Raw genomic sequence first — 19,901 nt, forward strand, 5'->3', positions numbered from 1 at the left:
AGGCCGCTCACCGGGGCAGGGCGACCGACCAGGGGCCGGGGGTGACGGTTGGACCACGCTGGCGTGGACGCGGCGCGGTGTCGCCGGTAGGGTGCGCGGCTCGAATGGAACGCCCCCTAGTGGTTTCCGCCCTCGAAAATCAGGTCAAGGCCCGGCCCATGCCGCGCCACGTGGGCATCATCATGGATGGCAACGGTCGGTGGGCGGAGTCGCGGGGTCTGGACCGACTGGAGGGGCACCGCGAGGGCAGCGCCAGTGTGCGTGAGGTGACCCGCACCGCCCGCCGCCTGGGCATCCAGGCCCTGACCCTCTACGCCTTCTCCTCGCAGAACTGGGCCCGCCCCGCCGAGGAGGTCGCGGGCCTGATGGACCTGCTGCGCGACTACCTGGAGCGCGAGCGCGCCGAGATCCTCGACAACGGCATCCGACTCAACGCGGTGGGTGACGTGGACCGGCTGCCCCGGTTCGTGAAGGACCCGCTGGAGCGGCTCATCGCCGACTCCCGCCACAACACGGGGATGGTGCTGTCGCTGGCGCTGTCCTACGGCGGCCGGGAGGAGATCCTCCGCGCCGCCCAGCGGATGGCCCAGGCCATCACCCGGGGGGAGCTGGCGGCGGACCGCGTCGAGGAGGCCGACTTCGAGTCCTTCCTCTGGACCAACGGCCTGCCGCCCCTGGACCTGATGGTGCGGACCAGCGGCGAGCTGCGCGTGTCCAACTTCCTGCTCTGGCAGATGGCGTACGCGGAGCTGTGCTTCACCGACGCGCTCTGGCCGGACTTCCGCACCGACGAGTTCCTGCGCTGCGTGTCTCAGTACCAGCAGCGTGAGCGGCGCTTCGGGTTGACGACGGCGCAGGTGAAGCGGGAAGACCCCCCTCAGCGGGCCAAGGCGTGAACGACAAGAACAAGAACCTCGTCATCCGCATCGTGACGGCGCTGACGCTCCTGCCGTTGGTGCTGGTGCTGCTCTTCCTGGGCGGTGTGTGGAGCGCGGGCCTGCTCGGCCTCGCCGCCGCCGCGTGCGTGGGCGAGTACTACCTCATCGTGCAGAAGCGGCTGAACGCGGCCGCGTGGGTGGGCATGGCCTTCGCGGCGGTGCTGCCCTTCCTGCCCCTGCGGGACGCGGCGCGCACGGGTGAGACGGCCTTCTGGCTCACCATCGTCTTCGCCTTCTTCGCGTGGATCTTCCACCTGTTCAAGGGCCCGCTCGCCGAGGCCCCCACGCGCACGGCCCACCTGGTCAACGGCTTCCTGTATGGCGCCGTGGGCCTCACCGCGCTGTCCGCGCTGCGCCTGCTGCCCGACCATGGCCTCGCGTGGGTCATCTGCGCGCTGACCATCACCTGGGCCAACGACACCGCCGCCTACTTCTTCGGCCGCTTCATGGGGCGCCACAAGCTCTACCCCGAGGTAAGCCCGAACAAGACGTGGGAGGGCTTCTTCGGCGGCATGCTCGGCTCGGTGGGCGGCATGTTCATTGCCCGGGGCTTCTTCTTCCCCGTCTTCACCGTGTGGGACTGCGTCATCCTGGGCATCGCCGGTGGCCTGCTGGGCCCCGTCGGTGACTTGTGCGAATCCATGCTCAAGCGGGCGTACGGCGTGAAGGACTCGGGGTTCCTCATCCCGGGGCACGGCGGGGTGCTGGACCGCATCGACGCCTTGCTCTTCAACGCACCCCTGGTGTTCGTCTACGTGCAGTTCGTGCGAGGGCTCCTGCCGTAGAAGCGTGAGATTTCGCTCGGCTGGCTGGCTGGCGGCCCCGGATGTGCGTTGTCCGTCCGGGGGTACACGATTACTCTTGCCGCCATGCCCTCACTTCAGAACCTGGGGTTCTTCATCCTGCTGCTCGGCGTGCTCGTGACAGTGCACGAGCTCGGCCATTTCCTCGTGGCGAAGGCCTGCGGGGTGAAGGTCCTCAAGTTCTCCATCGGCTTCGGGCCCAAGCTCATCGGCTTCATCAAGGGTGAGACGGAGTATCAGATCGCCATCCTGCCGCTGGGCGGGTACGTGAAGATGGCGGGGGACCTGCCCCACGAGGAGCTCAGCCCGGACGAGGCGAAGCGGGGCTTCCTGGCACAGCCGCCCTGGAAGCGGGGGCTCATCGTCCTGGCGGGGCCGGCCTTCAACCTCATCTTCCCGGTGCTGGTCTATTTCTTCGTCTTCCTGGGCCCGCACCAGGCCACGTCCACCCTGGTGGGCTTCGTGGAGCCCGGCAGCCCGGCGGAGCTGTCCGGCATGCGCCCCGGCGACCGCGTCCTGTCGGTGGAGGGCGAGTCGGTTCGCACCTTCGACGACATGCGGGAGACCTTCGTGGGGCGCTTCGAGCGGCCCATCCCCATCGTCGTGGACCGGGGCGGCCAGCCGGTGACGCTGACGGTGACGCCGAAGAAGAGCACGGAGACGTCGCCCATCGACACGGTGGAGCGGGGCCTCATCGGCGTGGCGCCGGTGTCCAAGCCGCCCTTGGTGGGCGTGCGAGCGGGCTCGCCGGCGGAGGCCGCGGGCCTGCGCACCTTCGACCGGGTGCTGAGCGTCAACGGCGTGCACGTGCCGGACGAGGCGCGGCTGTACCAGGAGCTGGGCCGGCATCCGGAGGGTGAGCCGCTGAAGCTGGTGGTGCGGCGCATGTCCACGGTGGAGGCCGGCGTGGTGATGGGCCAGGTGCCCGCCCTCGTCGAGGTGACGGTGCCCCGGCAGCCGGGCGTGGGCCTGGCGGCGGTGGGCGCGGAGGCCGCGGACACGTACGTCGCGACGGTGGCCCCTGGCAGCGTGGCGCAGAAGGCGGGCCTTGCGCCCGGAGACCTCATCGTCGCGTTCAACGGCAAGCCCGTGCAGTCGCTGCGGATGATGGAGAACGAGCTCACCGAGCTGAAGGACCAGCCCTTCACGCTGACGTGGCGCGACGCGAAGGGCGGCGAGCACACCGAGAAGCTGGCGCAGGCGCCGCTCAAGAGCGAGGACGCGATGGGGCAGGAGACCTCGCGGCTGGCGCTGGGGGCGCGCGGCTGGGCGCTGATGGACGCGGACGCGCCGAAGGTGGACGAGGTGACGGTGCACCTGGGGCCCGCCGCCGCGTTCAAGCAGGCGGCCGTCGTGGTGCCGAAGATTGTCGGGCAGATGGTGAAGGTGCTCGCGGGGCTGTTCACGCGCGACGTGCCGCTGTCCTCGGTGGGCGGTCCCATCATGATGTACCAGCTGGCGGCGAAGAGCGCCGAGCAGGGGCTCGACTCGTTCCTGCACCTGATGGCCATCATCTCCATCAACCTGGGCGTGATGAACCTGCTGCCCATCCCCGTGCTGGATGGCTTCGCGCTGCTGTCCGCGGCGTGGGAGGGCATCCGCCGCCGCCCCATCCCCACGCGGGTCCGCGAGGCCGCGAACATGGTGGGCCTGGCGCTGCTCTTCCTGCTCATGCTGCTGGTCTTCACCAACGACATCACCCGATAGAGGCCCCATGCGCGCGAGCACCGTCGTCCTCCTGCTGGCGCTGGGCTGCTCCACCGCGTGCGCCTCGCGCGCGGCGAAGCCGGACTCTCGCGACGAGGAGACCCGGACGCGCTCCGGTTCGACTCCGGGCGTGACTCGGCGCGAGCAGATGCCGCGCTCCTACCTGGGCGAGGGGCTGGCGTCGTTCTACGGCCCCGGGCTGCACGGCCGGCCCACCGCGAGCGGGGAGCGCTTCAACCAGAACGCGCTCACGGCCGCGCACAAGAAGGCGCGCTTCGGCTCCTGCATGAAGGTGGTCAACATGGAGAACGGCCGCTCCGTGCAGGTGCGCATCAACGACCGGGGGCCCTACGTCGAGGGCCGCATCATCGACGTGTCCAAGGCCGCCGCGTCCAAGCTGGGGATGCTGGACAAGGGCGTGGTGCGCGTGCGGCTGTATCGCTGCCCCGATGACACCGTGTCGGAGATTCCCCAAGCAATGTGGGCCGCGCCGGTGTAGGGAGCGCCCATGTTCCTCGCGCTGGACACCTCCACGCTGACGATGTCGCTCGCCCTGGTGGAGCGGGGGCCGGACGGCGTGCGCGTCGTGGAGCACCAGGTGGTGCGTCCGCCCATCAAGCAGAGCGAGGCCCTGCCCGGCGTGGTGGGGGAGCTGCTCGCGCGGCACGACGTGAAGCTCGCGGCGCTGGAGGGGCTGGTGGTGGGCCTGGGGCCCGGCTCGTTCACGGGTCTGCGCATCGGCCTGGCCACGGTGAAGTCGCTGGCGTACGCGGCGGGCCTCAAGGTGGCGGGCGCGTCGTCGCTGGCGGCGGTGGCGATGGAGGGGCCGGAGGATGTGCCGCTCCACGTGCTGGCCGTGGCGCGCAAGGATGACCTGTACCTGGGCGTCTACGTGCGGCGCGGCGGGACGGTGGAGGCGCTGGAGCCGGAGACCGCCATGTCGCCCCAGGAGGTGGCCCAGCGCATGGCCGCCGAGCCCCGCGCGGTGGCGCTGGGGCCCGCGCTGGTGGACTACCGCGCGGCGCTCGAGTCCCACGGCGTGGCGCCCGAGCGGCTCCTGTCCGGGCGCGACTTCCCGTCGGCGGTGGAGCTGGTGCGGCTTGCCCGCATGCCGGAGACCTTCTCGCTGGAGGCGCTCTTCTCCATGGAGCCGCACTACGTGCGCGCCTCCGAGCCGGAGCGCAATCCGAAGTTCCCTCCGCTGCCGGGGCCGGTGCCCACGGCGCGGCTGAAGGACGACTGAGGCCCTCCTTCCGGGACGCTGCTTGCGCCTGGGGGAGTCACGCACGCACGAGGACGCGTCATGAAGAACGACTTGCAGATTGCCGTGGTGGGTGCCACCGGCGTGGTGGGCCGCGAGGTGCTGGCCGCGTTGTACGCGCGGGACGTGCCCGCCGAGCAGGTGCGCGCCTTCGGCTCCGAGCGCTCGAAGGGCCTGGAGGTGGAGTACGGCGAGGACTCCATCGAGGTGGAGCGCGCCGCGCCGGACGTCTTCCGCGGCGTGGGGCTGGTGCTGCTGGCCACGCCCGCGGAGGTGTCTCGCACGCTGGCGCCCGCGGCGCAGGCCTCCGGCGCGTGGGTGGTGGACATCAGCTCCGCGTTCCGGAGCGACGGCAACGTGCCCCTGGTGCTGCCGGGCTTCAACACGGAGGCGCTGGCGCAGGTGACGAAGGGGCGGGTGGTATGCCTGCCGGGCGCCGTCACCACCGCGGCGGTGCACGTGGTGGAGCCCTTGCGCAGGGCCTTCGGCGTGGTGCGCACGCAGGTGACGGCGATGATGGGGGTGTCCAGCGCGGGCGTGCGCGGCGTGGCGGAGCTGGAGAAGCAGACCGCGGACCTGTTGTCCGGGCGCGAGCCGGAGCCGCACGCGTTCCCCCACCGCGTGGGCTTCAACCTGGTGCCGCAGGTGGGCGGCTTCATGGTGAACTCGCCCTGGACGGAGGAGGAGGCGGGCTGGACGCTGGAGGCCGCGCGCCTGTTCGCGTCCCGGGGCGAGGCGCCGGTGCTGGCCGGCACCGCGGTGCAGGTGCCCAGCTTCTACGGCCACGGCCTGTCGCTCCACGTGCAGCTCAAGAAGGCGGGCCCGGTGGAGCAGGTGCGCGCCGCGCTCAAGACGTCCCCGGCCCTCAAGGTGCTGGACGCCCCCGGCGAGCGCATCTACCCCATGCCCATGCTCGTCACGTCGGACCCCACGGTCCACGTGGGCCGGGTGCGCGCCTTCCCCCAGGCCCCCGAGTGGGTGACGCTCTTCGCCGCGGTGGACAACGCCACCCGGGGCGCCGCCCTCAACCTGGTGGAGGCCGGCCTGAAGCTGGTCGAGCGTCCCGTCTGACAAATTGGCACGGCCGTGGGGGCCGCCCTGCCTGTTTGGCGCGCCAGGTTGGCTCGAAACGTCCGAAAAAGGGCCTGTCGGAAGGCGTTGTGTGTGGCCCCCCGCTTGCTAGCGTCCGGCTACCCATGCGCCTCACACTCGCCTTGCTTTTGCTCTCCGCGTCGACCGCCCTGGGGCAGACCGTGACCTTCTCGGTCTCGGGAAGCCAGGGCAACGAAATCGTCGTCTCCAAGGCCGACTGCGCCAAGGTCACCCAGGTCACCTGGCAACGTCAGGCGACCAACCAGTGCGACACGCTCTACATCTGGCTGTCCCCGGACACGTGCTCGGACACGCCGAGCTCGAGCGAGGTGACGCTGGAGGAGATCGAGCGCTCCTCGTCGGTGACGACGGGCACGGTGAGCCTGAACGTCAGCGAGGCGCTCACCAAGGCCGGCCAGACGTGCGAGGCCCAGACAGAGAACAAGAGCTTCAAGCTGTGCGCGTCCGTGCGGCCCTTCAACAGCACGGGGACGACGTGCGAGGCGACCGCGACGAGCGTGGGCACGCCCGCCATCACCCTGACGCTGGACCCCAAGCCTCCCGCGGCGCCCATCCTGCCGACGGTGACGGGCCTGGACACGGCGCTGAGCGTGGACGTGACGGCGCCGAGCGACTCGTCGCAGATGAAGGTGGAGGTGGTGAAGCTGGTGGCCGGTGAGGACGGTGGCAGCGCCACGCCGGGCGACGTGGTGCGCTCCAAGGAGCAGACGTCGTCGAACACGCTGTTCCGCATGGACAACCTGGAGAACGGCGTGGAGTACGGCGTGCGGGTGTTCGCGCTGGACAAGGCGGGCAACCAGAGCGAGCCGTCGCCGCTGGCGACGGGGACCCCCATCGCGAGCAATGGCTTCTGGGCGGCGTACCGGGGCGCGCAGGGCGCGGAGACGGGCGGGTGTGGGGCGGGAGGTGGCGGACTTGCCGTGGGCGCCGTGGTGGCGGCCCTGGGCTTCTGGACGGTGTCGAGGAGGAAGCAGTCATGAGTCGGGCATGGGGCCTGGGTGTGGCCGTGGCGTTCGCCGCGCTGCCCGCGTGGGCGCAGGACGTCGGCGTGGTGTCTCCGGATCTGGTCGAGTCCCCCCGCACCGGCGGCATCATCTTCCGCCTGGGGGGCTACAAGCCGCTCATCGACGAGGAGAAGGGCCTGGGCGGCACGCCCTACAAGGACACCTTCGGTGACTCGTCGCTGCTGCTCGTGGAGCTGGAGTTCCAGCGCTACTTCTACCAGGGCATCGGCACCGCGGGCGTCGGCGTGTCGGCGGGCTACGGCGAGAAGTACGGCGCGGCGAAGCTGGCGGACGGCGGTGGAGACGCGGCGGAGCGCACGGCCATCAAGGTGGTGCCGCTCGCGTTCAACCTCTTCTACAAGTTCGACTACGCGGCCTTCGAGTGGGGCATCCCGCTGGTGCCGTACGGCAAGCTGGGCCTCATCTATTCGCCCTGGTGGGTGACGAAGGGCAGCGACACCGAGGTCTCCGGCGGCGTCACCGGCAAGGGCGGCAAGTGGGGCTGGGGCGGTACGGCGGGCCTGGCGTTCCTGCTGGACGTGCTGCAGCCGCGCTTCGCTCGCGACTTCGACTCGGGGCTGGGGGTGAACCACAGCTACCTGTTCGCCGAGTACACCTACGCGGATGTGGACGATTTCGGAGGGAAGGGGCTGAACTTGTCCAGCCGGCGCTGGATGTTCGGACTCGCGCTGGACTATTAGCGGCTCATGCCGCACTCCCCGCGCTCCGTCCGTCGGTCCGTCACGCTGTTCCTCCTGTTGACCGCCGTGGGCCTGACGGGCCCCGGCTGTCGGCGAGCGGTGCGCACGGACCTGGGGGAGGACCGCACGGTGGAGGCGGGCGTGCCCGTGACGCTGGGCTCCGGGGAGAAGGGCGCGCAGGCCCTCTCCTGGGATGTCGGCGACGGGACTCCCGCGAAGCAGGGCGCCCAGCTGTCGCACGCCTTCGCCCGGCCCGGCGCGTACACCGTGCGCGCGCTGCACGAGGGCCAGGAGGTGGGGCGCGTGCGGCTCACCGTGGTGCCGCGCCCGTTGCTGCGCGCGGTGCCGGGAGACGCGCAGACGGTGCTGTGGATGCCCCGGCTGCAGGGCAACGTGGAGCCGCTGGTGGACTTCCACGAGCGACTCATCGGCCCCGAGGAGGCGGAGGAGGCGCTGCGCGAGGCACCCCTGGTGTCGCTCGTGTTGCAGAGCCTGACGCAGGGCTCGAGCGTCGTGGACCCCGAGGAGGGCTTCGGCCTGTTCATCCTGCCGGAGTTCGACGGCGTGGTGGCGGTGCTGGGCATCACGGAGCCCGACGCGGCGATGTCCGCGGTGGCGAGCGAGCTGGAGAGCTCCGGCCACCAGGTGATGCCCACCGATGATGGCGCCATGCGCGTGGTGCCGCAGGATGGCAGCGAGCCGATGCTGCTGTTCGTTGATCGGGGCTACCTGTACCTGGCGATTCCCGACGGGCCGGAGGCGGAGGACGACGAGGAGGGGGAAGAGGGCGTGCCGCTGGAGGTGCTCGCGGTGGAGCCGCCGCGGCCGGCCGTCGCGGACGTGCAGCTGGTGCGTCGGGCGGTGACGGAGCTGACGGGGCCCGGGATGTCCGAGGTGGCGCTGCTCAACGAGCTGCGTCCCAAGGTGGGCGAGGGGAATGTCTACCTGTACACGGGCGCACCGAGGCTCGACGAGGGGGAGGAGGAGGGGCCGGTGCGGGGCTTCTTCGCCTCGATGACGGTGCGCCCCGAGCACGTGTCGCTGGATGGGTTCCTGTCGTCCACGCGGCCGCTGTTGCAGGGGGCGAGCGCGCCTCCGTCCGCGCTGATGGCGGAGAGCGGGTTGGGGCCGGTGGCCGCCGCGCAGCTCTCCGTGCCCCCCGAGGAGCTGGCGAAGCTGGCGTTCGGTGCGCCGGGCTCGCCGCGTCGCGAGCGGATGGTGGAGCGGTGGCGCGCGCGAGGACTGGACGCGGAGGCGCTGTTGAAGGCGCTGCGTGGTGACGTCGCGATGCTGGTGTACTTCGATGCACCGGGCTTCCTGCGGAACTTCGTGCGGAACCAGCGGCCCGAGCCTCGGGGCACCGTCCTCATCGACGCGGGCCTCACCTCCGTGGAGCCGGTGCTGCGGCTGCTCGATGAGCGCGCGCAGGGCTCGTCGCTGCGCTTCGCGATGGAGAAGATTCCCGGAGGCCGCCTCTACAAGACGCTCCTGTGGGGGCAGCCGGTGCAGCTGCGCATCGGCCCCGAGCGCGCCACGTTGATCGCCGGTGAGCCTTTGGAGGGGCGTCCTCGCGGCGATGTCGGCAAGTCGCTGCGCGAGCGCTTCGGCGGTGAGGCGTTCGGCGCGGGGCACCTGTCGGTGATGGCGGACCTGGGGCGGCTGCGCGCGGAGCTGGATGCGCAGGAGTCGCTGCCGGGCGTGCCCGCGGAGCGACTGGCGTCGGCGCAGGCGCTCATCAAGGCGGTGCTGGAGGGCTTCACGCCGCTGGACTCGGGCTTCCTGGACTTCTCGCTGGCCGAGGGCGGCGCGAGGCTGAAGGGGAGTCTGCGATTGAGGGAGAACGCTCGCGCGGGACAGGAGTGGAAGTGAGCCCGGGCGGCGCTGTCACCGTGCTGTACTTCGCCGCCGCGAGGGAGCGCGCGGGGACGGCCCGGGAGCGCGTGGAGGTGCCCGAGGGCGCGACGGTGGAGGTGGTTCTCCGACTGCTTGCGGCGGCGCATCCGGGGCTTGCTCCGTTGCTGCCGCACCTGCGCGTGGCGGTGGACCAGGAGTTCGTGGGCGCGGAGGCGCCGGTGCGGGCGGGCGCGGAGGTGGCGTTGATTCCTCCCGTGGCGGGTGGCTCGCCGGGGCTGTTCCGCGTGGTGGAGCGGCCGCTGCGGTTGGAGGAGGTGGTGGAGGCGGTGGGGGGCGAGGCGTACGGCGGGCTCGTCACCTTCAGCGGCTCGGTGCGCGACGCGACGAAGGGGCGGCGCGTGTTGCGGCTGGAGTACGAGGCCTACGCGCCGATGGCCGAGAAGAAGCTGGCGGAGATTGGCGCGGAGGCCGCGACGTCATGGCCGGGCGTGCGGCTGGCCATCGTGCACCGCGTGGGCGTGCTGGTGCCGGGGGAGCTGGCGGTGGTCATCGCCGCCGCGGCGCCGCATCGCAAGGAGGCCTTCCGGGGCTGTGAGCACGCCATCGAGCGGCTCAAGCAGGACGTGCCCATCTGGAAGAAGGAGTTCTTCGAGGATGGGGAGGTGTGGGTCGGCCTGGGGCCGTGAGGCCTTCGTCAGCGCATCCGGAAGCTGGCGGGAATGTTGACCTCGGGGCCCGCGTCCGCCGGTTGCTGCTGCTCGCGCTCGGCGTCGGTGATGGGGCGCATGGGCGTGTCCAGGCCCATGGCCTTGCGACGCGCGGCCTCCTTCTCGGCGGCGAGCTGGAGGGCGCGGGCGTTGGACTCGGCGGCGCGCTCGGGCGTGGGGCCCGCGATGAGGAAGCCCACGGGCAGGCTCAGGAAGAGCAGGCCGACGATGGCGAGCCAGCCCATGTCCTTCCACTGGAGGGGGCCGACGCGCTCCTTCACGACGGAGGCCTGGACGAGCAGGGACAGCTGTCCCTCGGTGAGGCGCAGCGTCATGCCGTCCGCGAGCGTCACGGAGGCGCGGCCCTGGTCCTGGACGAGCTGGGCGCCGGGGAGGGCGGCGAAGGCGTCTCCGCGCTGCTTGTGCTCGACCTGGACCTTGGGGGGCAGGTGGATGCGCCAGCCGCGCTCGGTGCGCTCGGCCATGAGGAACGGCTCTTCCGGGAGGGTGAAGCCGTAGAGGGGCAGGGGCGCCTTCTCATCCGGCGCGGCGTGGACCCGCGTCTGCTCGCGCCCGTAGCTCCAGGCCTCGGCCAGGTTCTCGCCCCAGTACAGCTCGAAGTACAGCCCGCCGTCCGCCTTGGCCTTGGTGCTCATCTCGCGCGTAAGCATATGCGTCCCGCCGCCTGTCGGCCGCATCATCGGGGCCGGAAGCCCACAGGTGGACAGGAAGCGTCCGCCCGCTTGCCCGACAACCAGGGGAGGCTCGCGGTTCCCCTCGCGGGTTCCGGGGCAGGGGATTTCAGGCCGTCGTCCTGCCCATCACCGAGGGACCGCCGGATGAGGGGGTGTCCTTCGTCCCGGACTCGGCGGGTAGCGGAGGTGGCGTCGCGGGTGGAGCGCTCGCGGGAGGCGGCGTGGACGATGGGCTCGCCGCGGGTGTTTGTGTGTCCGCGCCGTGTGGCGCAGGCGTGGTTGTCGGAAGGCCCGACGGCGCACCTGCTGGCGCCGCGCTGTTCGCGGGTGCGTCCGTCGCCCCGGCTGCCGTGGCGGGCGTTGCCGTGGCTCCCACGTTCGTGGGCGTCGCGGAGCCCGTGGATGGCGGCGCGCTCGTTGTGGGGGATGCGCCCCCGCCGCTGCTCCCGGCTGGATTGAGCGCGCTCGCCGCTCCGGAGGCGGGGACCGTCACGCCGCGCGAATCAACTCCTGCCGGTGCGCCTGTCACTGGCGTTGGCGCAGCGGGTGCTGCCTTGGTTCCCGTCGCAGCTGCTGCTCCCGAGCTGGCGACAGGCGGAGCCACAGGTCCTCCAGGGCCCGTGCCGCCCGGTGTCGCGGTCGTGGGAAGCGCCGTTCCCGCGGGTGCGCCGCCGCCAGGGGCCGTCGCTCCCGAGGACGCTCCGATGGGAGGTGCACTCGCTCCCGTCGTGGGGGGCGCTCCGGCCGTGGTGCCACCGGGTCCCGTCGTCGCGGGTGACGCGGACTCCGACTTGAACCGCTCGGGGAGCGCCCCGCGAATCTCCGCGAACGCCACCGCGACGATGACCGTCGCGCTCGCGAGGAACCCCACCGTCTGCGCCACCGTCTCCACGCGAGGCGGCAGCTTGCGACCACTCACCGCCTCCACCAGCAACAGCACGACGCGCCCGCCATCCAGCCCCGGAATCGGCAGCAAGGTCAGCAGCGCGAGCGCCAGCGACGCGGCCACCAGCGCTCGCAGCACCGAGTCCAGCCCCGACGACGCCGCATCGGACGACTCCTGCCGCACCAGCGCCCCGGGGCCCGTCGGTCCACCCCGCGCCTGTTCTCCCTTCGCCAGCCGCGTGAACATCGTCACGCCCTCGGCCGCGAGGTTCATCGTGTGCACCGTCGCGTGCCTCAGCGCCTCGCCCGGCGCATGCGTGCGGTACACGTACTGCTGGCTCACGCCGATGCGTCCCTCGCCACGCTCGTCCGCGCGCGGTCGCACCGTCACCGTGCGCTGCTCGCCGTGCCGGTCCACCCGCAGCTCCAGCGTGCTGCCCACGCCCACCGCCACCTTCTCCACGAACTCCGTCCAGCTGCGCAGCGCCTGACCGTTCACCGAGTCGATGCGGTCCCCGGGCAGCAACTGCGCCCGCGCCGCCTCCGAGCCCGGCCGCACCGTGCCCACCGTCAGCGGCACCACGACGTGGGTGCCCGACGTGTAGAGCGCGAACAGCACGCCCAGCGCGAACAGGTAGTTGGACAGCGGCCCCGCCAGGATGATGAGCGCGCGCCGCAGGGGCCCCAGCGTCCGGAAGCTCGCGGCCTCCGCGACCTCCGAGCGGTGGGGATTCATCCCCTGGATGTGCACCGTGGCGCCCAGCGGCACCGCCCCCACGACGAACTGCGTCCCCCCCAACCGGAAGGACGCCATGGGTGGACCGAAGCCGAACACGAAGCGGGGCACCCGCACCCCGAGCAGCCGCGCGGCGACGAGGTGCCCCAGCTCATGCAGGGCCAACAGCCCTCCGAGGGCCAGCAGGACGAGCGCGTAGTGCATCCTGGACGGCGCTCCCTACAGCTTCCGCCGCTGCCCGGTCTGCTTGTACGTCCGGTAGTCGGAGAGGATGGTGCCGTGGTCGAAGCACAGGTCCGACGGCAGCGCGTCCAGCGCGAACGTGCGCGCCTCCGCCGCGTCATCCGAGCCCTTCGGCTCACCGTCCGCCGTGCCGATGTACACCGTCGACAGCGTGTGCTGCCGCGGGTCCCTCTTCGGGTCCGAGTACGTGAAGAACTGCTCCACCAGCTTCACCTCCAGCCCCGTCTCCTCCTTGACCTCCCGGATGGCCGCCGCGTCCAGGGGCTCGCCCTCGTCCACGAATCCCCCCGGCAGCGCCCAGCCGATGGGCGGGTTCGCGCGGCGGATGAGGACGATGCGTCCACCGGCCAGCTCGATGATGCAGTCCACGGTGGGCTTGGGGTTGCGGTATTCGGGCATGGGGGCCACTCTAACCCCGACCGCCACGAGCGCACTGCACTCGATGCATTCGTGGGGTATGGTGCGCCCCGTGTCCACCCCGAGACGCTTCCGCCTGCTCGTGCCCGCCCTCCTCGTGAGCGCCATGTCGGGCTGCCTGCCCTTCGTCCAGGAAGCGGGCGACTACGAGTTCACTCCCGTGGAGATCTTCCGCGACGACTGCGGCCTCTACGACGCCAACCGCGACTTGTTCCGCGGCAGCCTGCAGGTCACCGGCCGCGTGGTGCGCCTGAACTTCGGGCTGCTCGACACGCAGCTCATCGGCTACTTCCTCGCCGAGGGCGACGACTTCGCCATCGACGGCACCACCATCAACGCCGCCACGCCCGTGCGCGGGGTGGACTGTCTGCTGGATGAAGCCAGCATCCACATCGACGCGACGACGCAGTGCGAGACGCGCTTCGACGGGGCGATGCGGGTGCGCTACGCCTCCGAGCAGCGGCCCGCCGAGTGCGCGTGCGAGCTGTGGATGCGTTTTGAAGCCGTCAAGGAAGCGAACCGCTGCGAATAGCGTGCTTGAGCCCGGCCTCCGGGGTTCCTAGAACAGAGGGGTTGTCGCCCACTCTGCGGAGGAGCCCATGGCTGAAACGCAGCAAGAAATCTCCTCGGTCCTGACCGAGACCCGCGTCTTCCCACCGCCCCAGGAGTTCTCCCAGCGTGCTCACCTGAAGAGCATGGAGGACTACCAGCGTCTGTGGGACGAGGCCGCCCGAGATCCGGACAAGTACTGGGGCGAGCGCGCTCGCGAGGAGCTCTACTGGAAGGAGCCCTTCCAGACGGTGCTCGACTGGAAGCCGCCACACGCGCGCTGGTTCGTCGAGGGGCGCACCAACCTGGCCTACAACTGTCTGGACCGGCACCTGGCCACGCGCCGCGACAAGCCCGCCATCCTCTTCGAGGGTGAGCCCGGAGACCGGCGCACCCTCACGTACGGGCAGCTCGCCATCGAGGTGAACCGGCTGGCCAACGGGCTGAAGTCCCTGGGCGTCAAGAAGGGGGACCGCGTGGGCATCTACCTGCCCATGGTGCCCGAGGCCGCGGTGGCGATGCTGGCGTGCGCGCGCATCGGCGCGGTGCACTCGGTGGTGTTCGGCGGCTTCTCCGCGGAGGCGCTCCAGGAGCGCATGAAGGACGCGGGCGCCAAGGTGGTGCTCACCGCGGACGGCGGCTGGCGCAAGGGCGCGGTGGTGCCGCTGCTCAAGAACGTGGAGGCCGCGCTGAAGAACATGCCCAGCGTGGAGAAGGTGGTGGTGGCGCGCCGCACGGGAGACGCGCTGGCGCTCACCGACCCGCGCATGGTGGCGTGGGACGTGCTGGTCAACGGCCAGTCCGACACGTGCGAGCCGGAGTGGGTGGAGAGCGAGCACCCGCTGTTCATCCTCTACACGTCCGGCTCCACCGGGAAGCCCAAGGGCGTGCTGCACACCACGGCGGGCTACGCGGTGGTCGCCTCGCTCACCACGCGCTGGGTGTTCGACTTGCGCGAGGATGACGTCTACTGGTGCACCGCCGACGTGGGCTGGGTGACGGGCCACAGCTACGTCGTCTACGGGCCGCTGATGAACGGCGCCACCACCGTCATCTACGAGGGCGCGCCCACGCACCCGGGGCCGGACCGCTTCTGGGACATCATCGAGCGCTACAGGGCCACCATCCTCTACACCGCGCCCACGGCCATCCGCGCCTTCATGCGATTGGGCGACGAGCACCCGCGCAAGAAGAACCTGTCCTCGCTGCGCCTGCTGGGCAGCGTGGGCGAGCCCATCAACCCCGAGGCGTGGATGTGGTACCGCGACGTCATCGGTCAGGGCCGCTGCCCCGTCGTGGACACGTGGTGGCAGACGGAGACGGGCGGCATCATGATTTCGCCGCTGCCGGGCGCGACGCCCACCAAGCCCGGCTCGGCCACGCTGCCGCTGCCCGGCATCCACGCGGAGATCCTGGACCGCGCGGGCAACGCGGTGCCGAAGGGGCAGGGCGGCCTGCTCTTCGTCACGAGGCCGTGGCCCTCCATGCTGCGCACCGTGTACGGCGACCCGGACCGCTACGTACGCACGTACTTCAGCGAGCTGCCCGGCAAGTACTTCACCGGCGATGGCGCGCGCACGGACATGGACGGCTACTTCTGGCTGATGGGTCGCGTGGACGACGTCGTCAATGTCGCGGGCCACCGGCTTGGCACCGCCGAGGTGGAGAGCGCGCTCGTCGCCCACAAGCTCGTGTCCGAGGCCGCCGTCGTGGGCCGCCCCGATGACCTCAAGGGCACAGCGCTCGTGGCCTTCGTCACGCTCAAGCAGGGCAACGTGCCCTCACCGGAGCTGAAGAAGGAATTGGCCCAGCACGTCTCCAAGGAGATTGGCGCCATCGCGCGGCCGGATGAGATCCGCTTCGCGGAGGCGCTACCCAAGACACGCTCCGGGAAGATCATGCGGCGGCTCCTGCGCGACGTCGCCGCGGGCAAGCAGGCATCGGGAGACACCACCACGCTCGAGGACCTCAATGTCCTCGCGGCGCTCCAGCAGAACGACGAGTAGCGCATGGAGGCGCGGAGGGTCCCCTGGGCCCTCCGCTTCTCAAGATGGATGTGTCACGTCGTGCTACAACGACAGGACTCCAAGGGTTTGAAACGCAATCGGATTTCACCCAACGTATGAAGGTTGGTCCGCACTCATAATTCGAAATATCCGGGTGTTGAGGAGTTGTTGACACTGGAAAGATGCAGGGGCATTAAAGGCCGCGCTCACCCCCCCGAGCGCGACGTGCCAGGTCCTGTTCCAGCGTCGTTCCCCCTCCCCCTCGGATGTGTTCATGAATCTACGCGATCAGCTCGATTCGCCGTTGTTCACCCATTTCATCGCCAATTACACGCATCCGACCGGCCCTGATCTGCTGGCTCGGACGGAGGCGTTCTTCCAATGGCAGGAGTCACGGCGACAGACAGGATTGTGGCCGTACTCGCGCAGCCTGGAGGGCGCGCCGACCGCTGAGTGTGGCGTGCGCAGCGAGGGTGGGGTGGCGCGGCACGGGGTGAACTTCGGCTCGCAGGACTATCTGTCATTGTCCACGCATCCAGCGGTGGTCGAGGCGGCGCATCGGTCCATCCGGGACTACGGCGTGCACAGCGCCGGCTCCGGGATGTTCGGTGGCAACACGACGCCGGGACTCCAGCTGGAGCAGGCGCTCGGAGAGCATCTGGAGATGCCGTACGTGGCGCTGTTCGCGACGGGGTGGGGCGCGGGCTTCGGCGCCATCGCGGGGCTGGTGCGTCCGGAGGACCACGTGGTGCTGGACGCGCTGTCGCACGCGAGCCTCCAGCAGGGCGCCAGCGCGGCGACGCAGAAGGTGAGCCGGGTGCCGCACCTGAGCAACCGCGCGATGCGCCGCAAGCTCCAGGAGCTGCGCGCCCACGACACGGCCAATGGCATCCTCGTGGTCACCGAGGGCCTGTTCTCCATGGACTCGGACATTCCTCGCATCGAGGAGCTGCAGAACCTCTGTCACGAGTTCGGCGCGACGCTGCTGGTGGACGTGGCGCATGATCTGGGCGCGCTGGGCCCTCGCGGCACGGGCAGCCTGGGAGCGCAGGGGCTGTTGGGGAAGGTGGACCTGGTGGTGGGCTCGTTCTCCAAGACGTTCTCGTCGAACGGTGGCTTCGTGGCGACGCGCTCGCCGGCGGTGCGCCAGTTCGTGCGGGTCATGGGCGGGCCGCACATCTTCTCCAATGCCATCCTTCCGGTGCAGGCGGCGGTGGCGCTCGAGTCATTGCGCATCGTCCGCTCGGACGAGGGCGAGGTGCTGCGCGCGAAGGCGATGGAGAACATCCTCGCGCTGCGCGCCGCGTTCGCCGAGGGCGGGGTGAAGTGTCTGGGGGAGCCCTCCAACGTGGTGCCCGTACCGGTGGGCGACCCGAAGGTCGCGAGGGTCGCGGGCAGGCTCGTGTTCGAGCGCGGCGTGTTCCCCAACATGGTGGAGTACCCCGCGGTGCGCATCCGCGAGTCTCGCTTCCGCATGCAGGTGATGTCGTCGCACTCGGTGGAGCAGATGAAGCTCGGCGCCGAGGTGGTGCTGCGCGCGGTGGCGGAGGCGCGCGAGTTCGTGGAGGCGCCGCAGCAGAGCCCCCTGCGCACCGCGCGCGCCGAGTCGGGCAAGCGCGCCGAGGTCTGACGCGTCAACGAGGCCCCGCGCCGTTCCAGTTGGAGGGCGCGGGGCGCGGTCCTGGGCTGACGCTCCCCTCGTCGAGAGCCCGCGTCGTTGCGTGTGGAGGGCGCGAGGCCCCGTGCTGATGAGGCGCAGCGCACCTTCCACCGCCCGCATCTTGGCGCGTGGAGGGCGCGAGGCCCCGTGTTGATGAGGCGCCGTGCGCCTTCCACTGCGTCCGGGTGCCGCGTGGCGGCCAGGTCGCGCGACACCTCCGTGGCGTGGGGACCTCTCCTCAGCGCGCGGAGGAGTCGTCCGCGCTCAGTTCCTTGAGGTGGGTGATGTCGCCCCACGTCACCAGGCGGAACGCGCCCTGGTGGTAGTCGAACTGGTTCCAACACGCGTTGAGCACCGAGAAGGCGCGGGGCGTGGCCGGCGGAATGCCCAGGCTGTGGCGGAAGAAGCTGCTCAGCACGCCGCCATGCATCACCACCACCACGCGCTCGCCCGCATGGCGGGTGCCGACCTCGCCCAGGCACTCCACCGCGTGGCCCAGCCGCTGGGACGTGCTCTCCCCACCGGGGACGACGAAGTCCGGGGCGTTGGTGGCGTACGCGCCGAAGACCTCCGGGTGACGGCGGCTCGCCTCCTCGCGGGTGAGTCCCTCCAGGACGCCCAGCCCCCGCTCGCGCAGCCGGGCATCCGGGCGCACGTCGTGTCCCGTGCGCGCGGCGATGCGCCTCGCCGTCTGCACCGCCCGGCCCAGATCACTGCAATACAGCGCGCTGAAGGACACCGTCACCAGCCGCGCCGCGAGCGCGTCCGCCTGCCGCACGCCCTCGGGGCTCAGCGGGCTGTCCTGGTGGCCCTGCAAGAGCCCCTTCGCGTTCCACTCCGTCTCGCCGTGCCGCAGCAGGATGAGCTCGGTCTTCATCCCGGAAGACTGACGGCGCCGGCCGCACGGGGCAAGGGCTCCGTGCGGCACTGTTGGCGGTTCAGCGTGCCCGCTCCAGGTGCGTCATGCCCTCCTCGAGCAGCGCGGCCACTCCCCGACGCACCACGTGGACGACCTTGCGACTGTAGGCCGGGCCTCCATGCGTGTAGTGCCCGCTCACCTTGTGGTGCAGCTCCGTGGCGCCCCACACCAGCACCAGGTCCGCCCACTCCAAGTCACTGCGGGCCCGGTCCGACGTGCGCCGCTCCGTGCCGTCCACCATGCGCAGGTCGATGTGCGGCCCGAGCTTCGACTCCAGCTCCTCGCGCACCGCGGGCGAGCCTCCCACCACCACCACCTTGCTCACGCCGAGCCGTTGACACGTCTCCACGAAGGCCACCTCCGCCCGGTGGTTCGCCGAACCCCCGCACCTGGCGCAGTGGCTGCGAGGCTCCACGCGCAAGGGCTCCCGGCCGCTCGCCTGGGCCACCTTCACGCACGCCCCATCCGAGCACACGGGGAAGAACCGCCCGTCCAGCACCTGGGCCGCCTTGAGCAGCTTGGGCTCGCTCATCCGCGCCTTGCCGGGACGGGTGAGGCCCGCCTCCTCCAGCACCGCTCGCGCGCGCAGCTTCGCGTCCGTGAGGGTGATGCCCCGCTCCGACAGCCAACCGTCGATGTCTCGGTCCGTGCTCATGACTTGCGCCTCGTCGTCGCGATGGGCTCCACGCAGAACAGCTCCGCCTGAGCAGGGGACGGCTCACCGGGCTCCACCAGCCCGAGCACCTCCTTCACCGGACCGAAGCTGCGTCGGTGGATGGGCAGCACTCCCTTCTCCCGCAGCGCCTGGACGTGGCGCGCCGTCGGGTAACCCTTGTGGTCGGCCAGGCCGTAGCCCGGGTAGCGTTGGTCCAGCTCCGCCATCAGCCGGTCGCGCGTCGTCTTGGCCAGGATGGACGCCGCGGCGATGCTCATCGAGAGCGAGTCACCCTTGATGATTCCTCGCTGCGGCGCCGGGCACTGCGGAATCGTCCGCGCATCCACCAACACGTAGTCGGGCTTGAGCCCCAGCCCCTCCACCGCGCGGCGCATGGCCAACAGCCCCGCGTGGTAGATGTTGAGCTGGTCGATCTCCTCGACCTCCGCCCGGCCCACCGCCCAGGCGACGACGTCGCGCTTGAGCGACTCCGCCAGCGCCTCGCGCTTCTGCGCGTCCAGCACCTTCTTGGAGTCGTCCAGGCCCTTGAGCCGGTAGCTCCTGGGCAGCACCGCGGCGGCCGCCACGACGGGGCCCGCGAGCGGCGCCATGCCCGCCTCGTCCACCCCCGCCACGTGCACGAGCCCCTGCTCCCACAGCTCCGTCTCGAAGCGCAGCAGGTGCCGCAGCCGCTGGCCCTCCGAGCGGTTGCGCTCCTGCCTCGCGCGGATGCGCCGCGCCAGGGACTGGGCGCCTCGACGCGGGTCCGCGTCCAGCGCCTCCAGCAGGCCCGAGGGGATGGGGTGTGCCTGGTTGACGAAGCGCTCGGTCAGCTCGCCGAGCGCGCACTGGATCCACTGCTCCCGGCTATCGATGGACATGCTGGCGGACCCGAAGAGCTACCGGAACGGTAGGACGCCACGCGGGGCTCCCCAGGGGGGGAACGCGGCTCCCGCCACAACACGTCCCCACCGCCGTACACACGGGAGCGCCCGCACGCTGGGAGGCTCCGAGGACGAGGAAGAGGGGGGAGGTGGCGAGCATGCGG

At 71.0% G+C, this 19,901-nt stretch carries 19 protein-coding genes; 13 read left to right on the forward strand and 6 right to left on the reverse strand.

Annotated features, from left to right (window positions below):
* Window positions 1-104 precede the first annotated feature (104 nt).
* The 10 genes from uppS to moaD all read left to right on the forward strand — a co-directional run bounded on the left by uppS (window position 105) and on the right by moaD (window position 10,067).
* Window positions 105-896: an undecaprenyl pyrophosphate synthase gene (uppS, locus tag AC6JA9_RS15730; RefSeq protein ID WP_223746684.1), complete on the forward strand. Its 792-nt coding sequence runs from the start codon at window positions 105-107 to the stop codon at window positions 894-896.
* Window positions 893-1,723: a phosphatidate cytidylyltransferase gene (locus tag AC6JA9_RS15735; RefSeq protein ID WP_223746685.1), complete on the forward strand. Its 831-nt coding sequence runs from the start codon at window positions 893-895 to the stop codon at window positions 1,721-1,723. The genes uppS and AC6JA9_RS15735 overlap by 4 nt, the downstream gene beginning before the upstream one ends.
* Before the next feature lie 84 nt (window positions 1,724-1,807).
* Window positions 1,808-3,448 (forward strand): RIP metalloprotease RseP, encoded by a 1,641-nt coding sequence (rseP, locus tag AC6JA9_RS15740; protein WP_223783060.1) that lies wholly within the window; start codon window positions 1,808-1,810, stop codon window positions 3,446-3,448.
* Between the two features lie 7 nt (window positions 3,449-3,455).
* Complete coding sequence (locus AC6JA9_RS15745) at window positions 3,456-3,947, forward strand: septal ring lytic transglycosylase RlpA family protein (RefSeq protein ID WP_223746687.1); 492 nt, start codon at window positions 3,456-3,458, stop codon at window positions 3,945-3,947.
* 9 nt (window positions 3,948-3,956) lie between these two features.
* Window positions 3,957-4,691: a tRNA (adenosine(37)-N6)-threonylcarbamoyltransferase complex dimerization subunit type 1 TsaB gene (tsaB, locus tag AC6JA9_RS15750; RefSeq protein ID WP_497960034.1), complete on the forward strand. Its 735-nt coding sequence runs from the start codon at window positions 3,957-3,959 to the stop codon at window positions 4,689-4,691.
* Window positions 4,692-4,751: 60 nt separating this feature from the next.
* On the forward strand, window positions 4,752-5,780 hold the full coding sequence (locus AC6JA9_RS15755) for an aspartate-semialdehyde dehydrogenase (RefSeq protein ID WP_223746688.1): 1,029 nt from the start codon (window positions 4,752-4,754) through the stop codon (window positions 5,778-5,780).
* Between the two features lie 125 nt (window positions 5,781-5,905).
* Window positions 5,906-6,802: an MXAN_2561 family MXYO-CTERM-anchored protein gene (locus tag AC6JA9_RS15760; RefSeq protein WP_497960036.1), complete on the forward strand. Its 897-nt coding sequence runs from the start codon at window positions 5,906-5,908 to the stop codon at window positions 6,800-6,802.
* Complete coding sequence (locus AC6JA9_RS15765) at window positions 6,799-7,527, forward strand: MXAN_2562 family outer membrane beta-barrel protein (protein ID WP_421542530.1); 729 nt, start codon at window positions 6,799-6,801, stop codon at window positions 7,525-7,527. Before AC6JA9_RS15760 ends, AC6JA9_RS15765 begins: the two co-directional genes overlap by 4 nt.
* Before the next feature lie 6 nt (window positions 7,528-7,533).
* Window positions 7,534-9,396: a PKD domain-containing protein gene (locus AC6JA9_RS15770; RefSeq protein WP_483577597.1), complete on the forward strand. Its 1,863-nt coding sequence runs from the start codon at window positions 7,534-7,536 to the stop codon at window positions 9,394-9,396.
* Window positions 9,393-10,067, forward strand: a complete 675-nt coding sequence (moaD, locus tag AC6JA9_RS15775; RefSeq protein WP_497960037.1) for a molybdopterin converting factor subunit 1 — start codon at window positions 9,393-9,395, stop codon at window positions 10,065-10,067. The genes AC6JA9_RS15770 and moaD overlap by 4 nt, the downstream gene beginning before the upstream one ends.
* 8 nt (window positions 10,068-10,075) lie before the next feature.
* Here the strand turns inward: moaD and AC6JA9_RS15780 are convergent, their stop codons facing one another.
* The 3 genes from AC6JA9_RS15780 to AC6JA9_RS15790 all read right to left on the reverse strand — a co-directional run bounded on the left by AC6JA9_RS15780 (window position 10,076) and on the right by AC6JA9_RS15790 (window position 13,046).
* The gene (locus AC6JA9_RS15780) at window positions 10,076-10,759 is read right to left on the reverse strand and encodes a hypothetical protein (protein WP_497960039.1); all 684 of its coding nucleotides are present in this window, start codon (window positions 10,757-10,759) and stop codon (window positions 10,076-10,078) included.
* A 130-nt stretch (window positions 10,760-10,889) separates the two neighbouring features.
* Complete coding sequence (locus tag AC6JA9_RS15785; RefSeq protein WP_223783056.1) at window positions 10,890-12,608, reverse strand: M50 family metallopeptidase; 1,719 nt, start codon at window positions 12,606-12,608, stop codon at window positions 10,890-10,892.
* Between the two features lie 15 nt (window positions 12,609-12,623).
* The gene (locus AC6JA9_RS15790; protein WP_223746694.1) at window positions 12,624-13,046 is read right to left on the reverse strand and encodes an NUDIX domain-containing protein; all 423 of its coding nucleotides are present in this window, start codon (window positions 13,044-13,046) and stop codon (window positions 12,624-12,626) included.
* A 70-nt stretch (window positions 13,047-13,116) separates the two neighbouring features.
* On the opposite strand from AC6JA9_RS15790, the gene AC6JA9_RS15795 reads away from it, so the two are divergent.
* The 3 genes from AC6JA9_RS15795 to AC6JA9_RS15805 all read left to right on the forward strand — a co-directional run bounded on the left by AC6JA9_RS15795 (window position 13,117) and on the right by AC6JA9_RS15805 (window position 17,249).
* On the forward strand, window positions 13,117-13,596 hold the full coding sequence (locus AC6JA9_RS15795; RefSeq protein WP_223746695.1) for a hypothetical protein: 480 nt from the start codon (window positions 13,117-13,119) through the stop codon (window positions 13,594-13,596).
* A 67-nt stretch (window positions 13,597-13,663) separates the two neighbouring features.
* Window positions 13,664-15,619, forward strand: a complete 1,956-nt coding sequence (acs, locus tag AC6JA9_RS15800) for an acetate--CoA ligase (RefSeq protein WP_223783055.1) — start codon at window positions 13,664-13,666, stop codon at window positions 15,617-15,619.
* A gap of 274 nt (window positions 15,620-15,893) precedes the next feature.
* Window positions 15,894-17,249, forward strand: a complete 1,356-nt coding sequence (locus AC6JA9_RS15805; protein WP_223746697.1) for an aminotransferase class I/II-fold pyridoxal phosphate-dependent enzyme — start codon at window positions 15,894-15,896, stop codon at window positions 17,247-17,249.
* Between the two features lie 268 nt (window positions 17,250-17,517).
* Here AC6JA9_RS15805 and AC6JA9_RS15810 read toward each other — a convergent pair whose 3' ends face one another.
* From AC6JA9_RS15810 to rnhB, 3 genes are all read right to left on the reverse strand, one after another.
* A complete protein-coding gene (locus tag AC6JA9_RS15810) occupies window positions 17,518-18,156 on the reverse strand; it encodes a histidine phosphatase family protein (protein ID WP_223783054.1) in 639 nt (212 codons plus the stop codon).
* Window positions 18,157-18,217: 61 nt separating this feature from the next.
* A complete protein-coding gene (locus tag AC6JA9_RS15815) occupies window positions 18,218-18,853 on the reverse strand; it encodes a hypothetical protein (protein WP_267696771.1) in 636 nt (211 codons plus the stop codon).
* A complete protein-coding gene (gene rnhB / locus AC6JA9_RS15820; protein ID WP_408890882.1) occupies window positions 18,850-19,734 on the reverse strand; it encodes a ribonuclease HII in 885 nt (294 codons plus the stop codon). The genes AC6JA9_RS15815 and rnhB overlap by 4 nt, the downstream gene beginning before the upstream one ends.
* Window positions 19,735-19,901 lie beyond the last annotated feature (167 nt).

Source organism: Myxococcus sp. MH1 (assembly GCF_059738865.1).